Source organism: Ensifer sp. SSB1, assembly GCF_016652895.1.
In the GTDB taxonomy this organism is placed as follows: Bacteria; Pseudomonadota; Alphaproteobacteria; order Rhizobiales; family Rhizobiaceae; genus Ensifer.
Map to the genome: position 1 here is coordinate 2,967 of NZ_JAEPRP010000181.1, position 11,884 is coordinate 14,850.

At 58.9% G+C, this 11,884-nt stretch carries 9 protein-coding genes and 1 pseudogene; 8 read left to right on the forward strand and 2 right to left on the reverse strand.

The features are described 5' to 3' along the window. From I8N66_RS30810 to I8N66_RS30845, 8 genes are all read left to right on the forward strand, one after another. A partial coding sequence (locus I8N66_RS30810; protein ID WP_291162277.1) for a mandelate racemase/muconate lactonizing enzyme family protein occupies window positions 1-1,032 on the forward strand: 1,032 nt, incomplete at its 5' end. Window positions 1,033-1,075: 43 nt separating this feature from the next. After that, the gene (locus tag I8N66_RS30815; protein WP_291162280.1) at window positions 1,076-2,056 is read left to right on the forward strand and encodes a sugar ABC transporter substrate-binding protein; all 981 of its coding nucleotides are present in this window, start codon (window positions 1,076-1,078) and stop codon (window positions 2,054-2,056) included. A 146-nt stretch (window positions 2,057-2,202) separates the two neighbouring features. Continuing rightward, entirely contained in the window at window positions 2,203-3,180 is a 978-nt protein-coding gene (locus I8N66_RS30820) for an ABC transporter permease (RefSeq protein ID WP_113535810.1), read from the forward strand. A gap of 3 nt (window positions 3,181-3,183) precedes the next feature. Further along, on the forward strand, window positions 3,184-3,915 hold the full coding sequence (locus tag I8N66_RS30825; protein WP_113535809.1) for an ATP-binding cassette domain-containing protein: 732 nt from the start codon (window positions 3,184-3,186) through the stop codon (window positions 3,913-3,915). A gap of 11 nt (window positions 3,916-3,926) precedes the next feature. Next, window positions 3,927-4,664, forward strand: coding sequence for an SDR family oxidoreductase (locus I8N66_RS30830; RefSeq protein WP_113535808.1), 738 nt, complete (start codon window positions 3,927-3,929; stop codon window positions 4,662-4,664). Next, window positions 4,665-5,561: an aldose 1-epimerase gene (locus I8N66_RS30835; protein WP_113535807.1), complete on the forward strand. Its 897-nt coding sequence runs from the start codon at window positions 4,665-4,667 to the stop codon at window positions 5,559-5,561. Then, window positions 5,551-6,687, forward strand: a complete 1,137-nt coding sequence (locus I8N66_RS30840; protein WP_291162289.1) for a fumarylacetoacetate hydrolase family protein — start codon at window positions 5,551-5,553, stop codon at window positions 6,685-6,687. Before I8N66_RS30835 ends, I8N66_RS30840 begins: the two co-directional genes overlap by 11 nt. A gap of 12 nt (window positions 6,688-6,699) precedes the next feature. Continuing rightward, window positions 6,700-8,133 (forward strand): aldehyde dehydrogenase family protein, encoded by a 1,434-nt coding sequence (locus I8N66_RS30845; RefSeq protein WP_113535925.1) that lies wholly within the window; start codon window positions 6,700-6,702, stop codon window positions 8,131-8,133. A 379-nt stretch (window positions 8,134-8,512) separates the two neighbouring features. Here I8N66_RS30845 and I8N66_RS30850 read toward each other — a convergent pair. Both I8N66_RS30850 and I8N66_RS30855 read right to left on the reverse strand, forming a co-directional pair. Further along, window positions 8,513-9,672 (reverse strand): annotated as a pseudogene (locus I8N66_RS30850) (IS110 family transposase). Window positions 9,673-9,802: 130 nt separating this feature from the next. Further along, the gene (locus I8N66_RS30855; RefSeq protein ID WP_291162294.1) at window positions 9,803-10,720 is read right to left on the reverse strand and encodes an Abi family protein; all 918 of its coding nucleotides are present in this window, start codon (window positions 10,718-10,720) and stop codon (window positions 9,803-9,805) included. Window positions 10,721-11,884: the final 1,164 nt, after the last annotated feature.

Sequence of the window (11,884 nt, forward strand, 5' to 3'; positions counted from 1 at the left end):
CCGCTGCAGATCGATCTGCTGGCATCTGACCTGGTCGGTTATCTTGGGTTTCGGTCGTCCGGTGCAGAGGTGCGCGGCAATTCGGCGTTCGACATTGCGCTCTGGGACATCTTCGGAAAGGCGACAGGCCAGCCGATCGCACAGTTGCTTGGCGGCTTCAGCCGCAAGGAGATCCGCACCTACAACACCTGTGCAGGTACGGAATACATCAAAAAGGCAACCGGTCAGACGACCGCAAACTACGATCTTTCGTCTGCCGGCACCCGCAACTACGACGACCTCAACGGCTTCCTGCATCGCGCCGACGAACTGGCACTTTCCCTCTTGGAAGAGGGGATTACGGCGATGAAGATTTGGCCGTTTGACGTCGCGGCGGAAAAGTCACGCGGTCAGTATATTTCGGTTCCCGATTTGAAATCGGCATTGGTGCCATTTCAAAAGATCCGCGACGCCGTTGGCGATCGCATGGATATTATGGTCGAGTTCCACTCGATGTGGCAGCTTTTGCCGGCAATGCAGATAGCCAAAGCGCTCGCGCCGTATCAAACGTTCTGGCACGAGGATCCCATCAAGATGGACAGCCTCTCCAGCCTCAAGCGCTATGCAGCCGTCTCGCCGGCGCCGATCTCGGCGTCGGAAACCTTGGGTTCGCGATGGGCTTTCCGCGACCTCCTGGAGACCGACGCAGCTGGCGTGGTCATGCTGGATATCAGTTGGTGTGGCGGTTTGTCGGAGGCCCGCAAGATCGCGGCGATGGCGGAGGCGTGGCATCTCCCCGTGGCACCGCATGACTGCACCGGTCCGGTCGTTCTTTGCGCATCGACGCATCTGTCGCTCAACGCACCAAACGCGTTGGTCCAGGAGAGCGTTCGCGCTTTCTACAAGACTTGGTATCGCGATCTCGTGACCGCGCTTCCAGAAGTTCGAAACGGGATGATTACGGTGCCGCCGGGTGCCGGTCTCGGCATGGAGCTTAATCCCGACCTTGAAAAGGCATTTACGGTGTCCCGTCGCATTTCGAGCGGGGACTAAGTCCGAGTTCTTTCGCAATTCTGCAGCTTAAGGAGGAGCAAGCATGCGAACAGTATTGATTGGGAGTGCATTGGGGGTGGCGCTTTTGGGGTCGACCGCGCTCGGCGCATCGGCGGAACCGTTGAAGATCGTCTTCACGCATCACTCGTCGGCGTCGAATACATTCTGGCAGGCGGTCAAAAAGGGGTTCGACGACGCCTGTGAGAAGATCGGCGCGAGTTGCCAGATGGTGTTTACGCAGACCGAGGGCTCTGTTGAGCAACAGCTCTCCAACATGGAAGCAGCGTTGGCGAGCAAGCCCGATGCCCTCTTGACCTCCATCGTGGATGACAAGGCTTTTGACGACGTCATCGCCCGGGCCGCCAAGGATGGCGTTGAAGTCATCGGTGTCAACGTGGACGACAGCGAGGGAGCGAAAGGAAATGCGCGCGCTGCTTTCGTCGGCCAGGGCTTCCGGCGCGCCGGATACTCGCTTGGAAAGGCCATGTCGGAGAATTTTCCAAAGGAGGGACCGGTCAAAGTATTGGTCGGGATTTCTGCGCCGGGCCAGAACTGGTCCGAGGCACGCGGACAGGGCGTGATGGATTTCCTCGCGGAATATAAGGCCGCAAACCCCGGTCGAGAAATCTCGTGGGAACGGATCGACAGCGGCACGGACCTTGCGGTCACGTCCGATCGTGTCGGCGCCTATCTTAATGCACACCCGGACACCACCGCCTATTTCGACACCGGCTTCTGGCATGCCGCGGTAGCAAGAGTGCTGAAGGACCGTGGGGTCGCGCCTGGCCAGGTGCTTCTGGGCGGCTTCGATCTGGTGCCCGAAGTCGTCCAGCAAATGCAGACGGGCTATGTTCAGGTCCAGGTCGATCAGCAGCCATACATGCAGGGCTTCATGCCTGTCATGCAGGTCTATCTCGCCAAGAATTTTGGCCTCGCCCCGGCCGACATTGACACGGGACAGGGGATCGTCCGCCCGGCCGATGCCGACAACATCATGGACCTTTCAGCACAGGGCCTGCGGTAGACGCGCTTCTGCGAAAATCGGAGGGTTTTCGGAGAAGGAGCCTGTTGATGAAGCATGTGCTTTGCGCGCCGGACACGGCGCGCAAAGCAATGAATTTGACCGGCAGACCTGCGAAACGAGCGGCTTGCCGCAGGGGAGTGCATGCGATGAAAAGAATGCTGAAAATCTACATGGAGAAGCCGGAGCTGGCGGCGCTCCTTCTACTCTTGCTGCTGATAATTCTCTTCCAGATCCGGTCTGGAGGCGTCTTCTTGAGCTTTGATAACCTGCGAGGCTTCTTCGGGATTCTCCCGGAGATGGCGCTGGTTGCGATCGGCGTCACTGTTTTGATGATCTGCGGAGAATTCGATCTTTCTGTCGGCGCCGTTTTCGCGCTGATGCCGATGACGATGGCCGTGTTGATGGCCACGGGGACCTCGTTCCCGGTGGCACTCATCGCGGGCCTTCTCGTCTGTGTGGCGATAGGACTGCTGAACGGTTATCTGACCATCCGTTTTGCGATCCCAAGCTTCATCACCACGCTTGGCATGATGTTTGTCGCCAGATCTCTTACGGTCGTGATCTCTGGCGGCTTTCCGCCTCTCTTGCCGGCTGATCTTCCCACATGGCTCTTCACCAGTTTCGTTGGGCCTGGCCAATTGCTGCGCATGTCGTTCCTCTGGTTTCTGGCCATTGCTGTTCTCGTATCGCTGATCCTGAGCCGCACGAACTTCGGCAACTGGATTAGAGCGACCGGCGGTTTCCTGCCGGCCGCCGACGCCCTTGGCATCCCGACTGCGCGCGTCAAAATCGCTTGCTTCATTCTCTGCTCGGTGCTGAGCGGCTTTGCCGGACTTATTCAGGTGCTTCGCCTGGGTTCGCCGCTGCCATCGATTGGCGAGGGCATGGAACTGCAAGCGGTTGCCGCAGCCGTCATTGGTGGTACCGCACTGAATGGTGGCGTTGGAGCGGTCTTCGGCGGCATCATTGGTGTCATCCTCATCCGCGTCATCGACAACGGTCTCATCCTCAGTCAGGTCGACGCCAATTGGTTCAAGTTTGCGATCGGATCGCTGACGATCTTTGCTGTCGTCGCCAATTCCTGGCTTCGCAAGCGGGCAAAATCGATCAAGGTGGAGGTTTAAGCCATGAACGGTCCTATTGTATCCGTCCGGAACCTGCACAAGTGGTATTCAGGCGTCCATGCTCTCAGGGGCGTCTCGGTCGAATTCGCACGCAATGAGGCCGTCGGCCTGATTGGCGACAACGGCGCGGGCAAGTCGACACTCATCAACATTCTTTCCGGCGTCCAGAAACAGGACGAGGGCAGTATCTTCGTCGAGGGAAAGGAGGCTGCGATATCGAGCCCGCGCGACTCCATGCGGCTCGGGATCGAGACCATCTATCAGTACAACTCCATGGTCCCGACCATGTCTATCGCGCGGAACCTGTTTATTGGTCGCGAACCGCTCAAATATTCCCTCTTCGGCCTCGGGGTTCTGGATTTGCGCAAGATGCGCGAGGAAAGCGTCCAGGCCATCGCAGACGTCGATCTTCATCTGCGCTCACCTGATGCCTTGGTCGGCGAACTCTCAGGCGGCCAACGACAGGGGGTCGCGATCGCCCGTGCCATGCATTTCAAGTCGAAGGTGATGATCCTTGACGAGCCCACGAACCATCTTTCGGTCAAGGAAACGAACAAGGTCATTGGTTTCGTTCGCTCGTTGAAGGAACAGAACGTCACCGGCATCTTCATCAGTCATAACATGCACCACGTCTTCGAATCCTGTGATCGGGTGGTCGCCATGGCGCGTGGGCAGATCGTGCTCGACAAGCGTGTCAGCGAAACGTCGATCGACGAAGTCCAGTCCGTACTTTGAGGGGAACTCAGATGAAACCACTTCAGGGAAAAGTGGCGCTTGTCACGGGCGGCCTTGGCACACTCGGTCGAGCCCAGGCCAGTAAACTCACAGCGGAAGGCGCCGCTGTCATCGTACTCGACCGTCCTGGCCTCGAGGCAGGTCTGACGGAAAATCTCGGCGAAAATGCGCGCTTTTTCGGATGCGATCTGAACGACCTCGCGCGAACCGAGGACCTCATCCGGTTGGAGGCCGAAGCCTCAGGCGGCATCGACATTCTGATCAACAACGCCGCCCTCATAATCAATAAGCCGTTCCAAGAATTCAGCTTGGCGGAGTACGAGGACCAGATCCGCGTTAACTCGTCCGCGGCGTTTGCCGCTGTTCGAGCCTGTTCCGACCTGATGAAACGCAAAGGACGCGGCAAGATTCTCAACTTTGCTTCCATTACGCTCAATGGCCAATGGGACGGCTATGTGCCCTATGTCGCATCGAAGGGCGCAATGATCGGCCTGACGAAATCCTTGGCCCGCGAACTCGGACCATTCGGGATCAACGTCAACGCGATTTCGCCTGGAGCTGTGGTTTCCGAGGCGGAGAACCGGGTATTTGCCGATCGGCTGCAGGAATACAATGGCTGGGTCCTGGAGCGGCAATGCCTGAAATCACGTGTTAAGCCCGAGGACGTGGCTGAACTCGTTTACTTCCTCGTCTCATCCGCTTCGGACATGATCACTGGACAGAACTTCGCCATCGACGGCGGTTGGTAGATGGTTGTCGAGCGGATCAATGTCGAAAACAGCAACGCTCGTTTGCAGCTGATCCCGGCACTTGGTGGTGGCATCGCACAGCTTGACGTACGACATCCGTCAGGCAAGTGGCTTCCTGTGCTGAGACCGTGGAATGGCCGAGTGGAAGATGGTCCTTTCAAACTGAGCTATAATGTGCTTGTTCCATTCTCGAACCGCATCTCACGCGGGGGCTTTGAGCATGACGGTGCGTTTCATCCCATTCCAGCCAATCTTGCCGGCGAGCCATTCCCTATTCACGGGGACGGCTTTCAGCGGTTCTGGCGGTTGCTTGCTCGCAGCGGCGAGACCGTCGAACTGGAATGCGATGGGGCGATCGGCCCATTTCGCTATCGGGCAAGGCAGGGCTTCACTCTCGGGTCCGAAAAGCTCGACATAAAGCTCACGGTTCAAAACATGTCGGGACAGTCATTACCCTTCGGCATCGGATTCCACCCGTGGTTTCCGCGAAATGCGGGGACGCGGCTGCAATTTCACGCCGCGGAAGTCTGGCTGGAGGACAGAGAACACTTGCCGACAGGTCATCGAAAGCTTCGCGAAGTTCCAGACTGGAATTTCGGCGACGGGCGGGCGTTGCCCGACCAGTGGATCAACAACGCCTTCGGCGGGTGGGCTGGAGAGGCGGTCATCATGCAGGGAGAGGACGCGGCCTCCGTCAGAATCTCGGCCTCCGATGATCTCCGATATGCGCTGCTCCATTCGCCGAACGCGAAGGCCGACTTCTTTTGTTTTGAGCCGGTTTCCCATCCGGTGGACGCACATAATCTCGTGGGCCGACCAGGCCTGAAGATACTCGAAGACCGCCAGGAGCTGACTGGTTCAATGACTTTGGAATGGGAAGAGGCAAATGGAACTTGATAGGAGTGGCACCTTCGCTGGTCGTGTGTGGTTGTCGGAGCAGAAGGGGCCGGTCCTGGTGACGGTCAGAGCCGGCGTGGTGTTCGACATCACCACAAGAGAAGCGCCAACGATGCGTGATCTCTTGGAGATGGATGATCCTGTCGGGTTCGTCCGTGCACGAGAGGGAAGGTCGATCTGCACGCTGGCCGAGGTTCTCTCGCGAGCAGCGGAAAGTGGCGAAACGCCCCGGCTGCTCGCGCCATGTGACCTTCAGGCCATCAAAGCCTGCGGCGTGACATTCGCACGCTCGATGCTCGAACGGGTGATTGAGGAGCGTGCCGCAGGAAACCCCGACCTCGCGTCCAAAATCCGCGAACGCGTGACGGTGCTTGTCGGCGACAGCCTGCGCGATCTCAAGGCCGGTTCGCCGGAGGCAGCCAAGGTCAAGGAGGCCCTGATCGAGGTGGGCATCTGGTCGCAATACCTCGAAGTCGGAATCGGTCCTGACGCCGAAGTCTTCACCAAAGGGCAGGTCATGTCGGCGGTTGGGTATGGAGACGAGGTAGGGCTGCACCCGATATCGAGATGGAACAACCCGGAACCGGAGATCGTGCTGACCGTGGACAGCAAGGGCCGAGTAAAAGGAGCGACGCTCGGCAACGATGTGAACTTGCGCGACGTTGAAGGCCGCTCAGCGCTTTTGCTTGGTAAAGCCAAGGACAACAATGCCTCCTGCGCGCTCGGGCCGTTCATTCGACTGTTCGACGAGAGTTATTCGATCGACGACGTGCGCCATGCCGACCTCGATCTGCGTATAGAAGGCGAGGATGGCTATGTGCTGAAGGGCAGGAGCTCGATGAAGGAGATCAGTCGCGATCCACTCGATCTGGTATCACAGACCATCGGCGCTCATCACCAATACCCCGATGGCTTCATGTTGTTCATGGGCACGCTGTTTGCTCCCGTCGAAGACCGTGACGTCCCGGGCCAGGGCTTTACCCACAAGCTCGGTGATGTCGTGACGATCTCAAACGCCCAGCTGGGGTCGCTGGTCAACACGGTGCGATTGTCAACCGAGTGCAGCCCGTGGACTTTTGGCGCATCGCACTTGATGCGCAATCTTGCGGCGCGTCAGCTGATCTGAATGGAACCGACCATGACATTGCACCAGAACCTGATTGCCGGCGAATGGGTCGGCGGCGACGGGGTTGCCAACATCAACCCGTCCGACACCAACGACGTGGTCGGCGAATATGCCCGTGCGTCCGCCGAGGATGCGCGGGCGGCGATCGCTGCTGCAAGGGAAGCGTTTCCGGCCTGGTCGCGCTCGGGCATCCTCGAGCGCCACGCCATCCTGAGAAAGACCGCCGACGAGATCCTCGCCCGCAAGGACGAACTCGGGAAGCTGTTGTCGCGTGAGGAAGGCAAGACGCTGGCCGAAGGCATCGGCGAGACCGTGCGCGCCGGACAGATCTTCGACTTCTTCGCCGGCGAGTGCCTGCGGTTGGCGGGCGAAGTGCTGCCGTCGGCAAGACCCAATATCGGCGTCGAGATCACCCGCGAGCCGGTCGGCGTCGTCGGCATCATCACGCCCTGGAACTTCCCGATCGCCATCCCCGCCTGGAAGATCGCGCCGGCGCTTTGCTACGGCAACACCGTCGTCTTCAAGCCGGCCGAACTGGTGCCCGGCAGTTCCTGGGCGATCGTCGACATTCTTCACCGCGCCGGCCTGCCGAAGGGCGTGTTGAACCTCGTGATGGGCAAGGGCTCGGTCGTCGGCCAGGCGATGCTCGACAGCCCGGATGTGCACGCGATCACCTTCACCGGCTCGACCGGCACGGGAAAACGCGTGGCGATGGCTTCGGTCGAGCACAATCGCAAGTACCAGCTGGAGATGGGCGGCAAGAACCCCTTCGTCGTGCTCGATGATGCCGATCTTGCGGTCGCGGTCGAGGCGGCGGTCAATTCCGCCTTCTTCTCCACCGGCCAGCGCTGCACCGCGTCGTCGCGCATCATCGTCACCGAGGGCATTCACGATCGTTTCGTCGCGGCAATGGGCGAGCGGATGAAGGGGCTGACGATCGACGACGCCTTGAAGGCCGGCACCCATATCGGTCCGGTAGTCGACCAGAGCCAGCTCAACCAGGACACCGACTACATCGCCATCGGCAAACAGGAGGGCGCCAGGCTTGCCTTCGGCGGCGAGCTGCTGAAGCGCGAGACGCCCGGCTTCTACCTGGAGCCGGCCCTGTTCACCGAGGCGACGAACCAGATGCGCATTTCCCGCGAAGAGATCTTCGGGCCGGTCGCTTCGGTGATCCGCGTCAGGGATTACGACGAGGCACTCGCTGTGGCCAACGACACGCCCTTCGGCCTGTCGTCCGGGATCGCCACCACCAGCCTCAAGCACGCGACCCATTTCAAGCGCAATGCCGAGGCCGGCATGGTGATGGTCAACCTGCCGACGGCAGGCGTCGATTTCCACGTGCCGTTCGGCGGCCGCAAGGGGTCGTCGCACGGCTCGCGCGAGCAGGGTCGCTACGCCGCCGAATTCTACACAACCGTCAAGACCGCCTACACGCTCGCCTGAGACGAGCCAGCCAGACAGACGGCGGAGCGGCCCACTCATTCCCAAGTCGAGAATGGAGGGGACGACGGTTCAATTCCCTTCACATCAGGATTTTTGTCAATGGTTCATTCACGTGGCATCGAATTGCTCCTTCGTAAGCGGATCCACGGTCTGAGCCCATAGCATTTACCGGCCCGTCCCCGGACCTGTACAATCTCACATCCGGTCGCCGCTGGTTACGGCTGCACCACTAACCCGCTTTCGACGGGAACGGGCTCAGGAGAACGGGACCAATCTCAAGGTCGGCGGGTAAAGCCAAAGGGAATCCCGGTCCGTCCACCTGGATCCGTCAGGGCTGATCAAGCCCTGAGGATTCGAGTCTATTGGCTGGTTTGATGGCTTAAGCGCTTTTCATGATCGCGCCCTCGATGACGACGCCAGAGCTCACGTACTTCCAAAGTGCTACCAGCAATTTGCGAGCCAAAGCCACGATCATCGGCTGTTTGAGACGGCCGCTGTTGCGGGCAATGCGCTCCTTGAACCAGAGAGCGAGCGCCGAATGTGGTTGGTGACGCAGCCACAACCAGGCAAGCTCGACCATCGTCGCTCGCAAACGCGGATTTCCTGCCTTCGAGACACCTTGCTCACGATTAACGTTGCCGCTTTGCCAAGGGGAGGGAGCTAGTCCCGCGTAGGCAGCGACTTGGCGCCGATTGTCGAAGTGTCTGAACAGACCTTCCGAGTAGAGGATCGTCGCGAACTCAGGACTATTCCTCGGATTCCTAAGAGCGCGGCGGCTCTTGGCGGTGTCTCGGCTGTCTCGCGAGCGATCAAAGCATCCCGTTCTGCTTCCACAGCCTTGATCTGCGTAAGTAGCAATTCAAGGCGATCGAGTTCTCGGCAGATTTCGGCTTTCAGGTGCTTTGATAGCATCCGGCCATCGCCAGTACGAGCTTCCTCCAGTCGCTGACGGCGATCACGACGCAAAGGCTCATACTCTCGTATTCCTTGCGTAAACAGCAGCCCCTTTATGCGATTGACGTGGAAAACACGCTCCGCAATCAGGGTTTTTCGCTCCCGTCCAAGCCTGCGGATGTCTTCCTCATCCGGCGTAAGCAACTTGACCATTGAACAAGCATGCGGCTCGCCGCGTTTCCAGGCCATCAAGGCGCGTATCAATGTTTCGCCATCGATGCGGTCCGTCTTTGCGCGGCGATGACGGCGCGGCATGGCAATGGATGCAGCTTCCACAATATGGCTCTCGATCCAGGCTTCCTTGCTGAGCACTCGCCCCAGCCAGAAGCCATCAAGCCCGGCTTCCTGGATCACGACCAGCGGGTAGAGCCTGTCCTTACGCCGCTGGACCTTCTGGCGAAGGGTGGCAAAACACGAGAACAAGCTGGCGACATCGCCTCCGGTAATCGCATGGCGAGACATCTTTTCGCTCCCCGGCGAAAGCGCCGTCACGAGCCATGTGGATTTGCTCAATTCCAACGAGACGAAAATTGCGCCAAGATCGATGTGGGTAGCGGCCTGTGCTTGAGTTTGATCTGCTGTCATCGGCATGGTTGGCCTCCAGAGAGTTTTCTAGCGACCTCACTCTGCCACGGTGCAGGCCGCTATCCACCCCTGATGGGATCTCAAGGCGCGCAACTCGCGCAGCGCAATGTCGACCAACTTGGGGATTGTGTCATTGCTGTATTGTGGGCGGCTTCCATGCCGACAAGTTTCTCCAGCTGGGAGGAAAGCCCATTGCAGCTGCTTCGGCGAGTGGGCTAGAATCCATCAGCTCTATGAGTGACTGCCGCCACTGTGTCCCAGGCGCGACGATCCCCATCAAATAGCCGACGACCGCCAGTGTGTTGTAAAGCTTCCTCGCGGACGCGGCGTTCATCGCCAGCTTCAACGATGCCGGCGAGTTCGGCACAATCATCGTTACAGTAAACTGCTTGTTCCAAAGGCGACCATGGTGCGCGCAGATATTGCGGACATATGTGAGGTGGTGCGCAACGGAGACCAGAACTTTCTCATCGAGCCCGTAGGGTCTGGCTATCGCCTGGCGATCGGCGCGAAGCTTTAGGTTTCCCAACCACTTTGAAAGTTGTCCAAGCGACATGACTTCAGCAGTCATCCAGATTGGTGGATGTTCGGGATCGTCGTATTTTGTCCGATAGTGAACGATGAAAGCATCTTTAGAGCGCTCGATTTCCTCGATGAGGTTGGCAAAGGCTTTGGCATAATAGTCGGCGCGATCATAAAGCGCAGGGTCAAGGTAGCCGTGGGGCCCGTATTTCATAGCAAGGTGGTGTGCCCAGCTTCCCCGTAGCGAGACTTCGATGCGTTCGATCGCATCCATGACGTGCAGTCGAAGCCGCCTATCAAAGGCATACAGCGCCAGCACGTCATCGAAGGAGGTGCCATCTTTGAACTTGTGCTCTCCGTCAGCTGGCGCTGGTTCCTCGAAGGGGAGCCAGTAGGCGCGCAGGCGATAGTAGCTTATGTGTTGAAGGCAGTGGGCGGCGTGTGCCGGATCGGTAACGGCCATGCCCCTCGCTTCAAGCAGAGTAATTTGATCAGCTATTGAAACGGAAGGCTTGGTGAACTTCATGCCATTTCATAGGCGGATTCGAAGCTCCAGAAAAGAGAAACCCGCCTGGGTGCGCAGTTCCGAAACCGAAGTTTCGTCCGAGGCGTGGCGGGTCTTATTGATGAGTGATATGGCCCATACTCATTAAGAATGCAACAACGCGCGGGGCAAAAATGTACCCGAGGGAGCGCTTTCGCCGGCAACTCCTTGATCCTGAATCACTCTTTATTTTCAGCTTTGGACCTCCTCCAAGTTCATCGATCTGGTATGGCGCCGTGCAAGTCGTTATCCCTTCGCATGACGCTGATGGGCAGGCACGCGACGCAACCCGCGCAGGGGTTGAGCGTATTCGTACCTCGGCCCCTCAAGCCGCAAGGGCTGGAGATGTTCCCGCTTTGTGCGTCCAAAGTCGCATAATGTATCATCCGGAGCCACACGCGGCGCGGCCTGGCCATCGCGGGTCCCGTATCGCTCAAGTGCGTCAGCCGACCGGCTCTGCCGCACAATCCCGCAATCGTTTAAGGTTCGAGGCGTCCAGATTGCATCACCGTGAGGTGGTGCAATACCGAAATCGTGGAGACCGCGCGGCCGGCGGAAGTGGCGCCGCCTAAGAAGCGCCGGGGACCGCGATCTTTTTCATATGCGGCTGTGGGAGGCGACATATTCTGGGGCGCTTAGCCGCCGTGCGGAGAAGGGGGACACGGGGTTTTGCTCACCCTTGCTGACCAACAGGTGGTCACGGCAGGCTTCGAGATCGCCTCTTGGTTCAAAGCTGTCCGGTGAGCCAGACGAAAGAGAAGTTTTACATAGTTGGGCAGCTGTTGGAATGGTGGCCGGAGACGCCAAAATCTGAACTGTCTTATCCGTACCCGCTCAAAATGGTTCTGGGTTTCCGAACAACGTCGCCATAAGCTACGGTTCGCCAAAGCTAGTCGCAAAAATCCGGGATCGCCCGGCGGGCTCGTTGCGAAAGATCAATCCAGCACGCGCGTCCTCGAGGTCAATCGATCCTGCCCATCAGGGCAGTGCCCAGGCTACCAAGAGCGAATGAGGCGCCGAATGCAAAGACCTGCAGCGCAAGTGCGAGTGGGTCGATCACACTGGTATGGCCGAGGGTCTGCGTGTCAATTAGCCCTTTAATTGCGGATGTTTGTCAAGCGCCTGCAACATCCTTGCCGGGGTCAT

Coding starts and splice junctions, on each gene's coding strand:
- I8N66_RS30815 (WP_291162280.1), top strand. CDS start 1,076: ATGCGAACAGTATTGATTGGGAGTGCATTGGGGGTGGCGCTTTTGGGG.
- I8N66_RS30820 (WP_113535810.1), top strand. CDS start 2,203: ATGAAAAGAATGCTGAAAATCTACATGGAGAAGCCGGAGCTGGCGGCG.
- I8N66_RS30825 (WP_113535809.1), top strand. CDS start 3,184: ATGAACGGTCCTATTGTATCCGTCCGGAACCTGCACAAGTGGTATTCA.
- I8N66_RS30830 (WP_113535808.1), top strand. CDS start 3,927: ATGAAACCACTTCAGGGAAAAGTGGCGCTTGTCACGGGCGGCCTTGGC.
- I8N66_RS30835 (WP_113535807.1), top strand. CDS start 4,665: ATGGTTGTCGAGCGGATCAATGTCGAAAACAGCAACGCTCGTTTGCAG.
- I8N66_RS30840 (WP_291162289.1), top strand. CDS start 5,551: ATGGAACTTGATAGGAGTGGCACCTTCGCTGGTCGTGTGTGGTTGTCG.
- I8N66_RS30845 (WP_113535925.1), top strand. CDS start 6,700: ATGACATTGCACCAGAACCTGATTGCCGGCGAATGGGTCGGCGGCGAC.
- I8N66_RS30855 (WP_291162294.1), bottom strand. CDS start 10,720: ATGAAGTTCACCAAGCCTTCCGTTTCAATAGCTGATCAAATTACTCTG.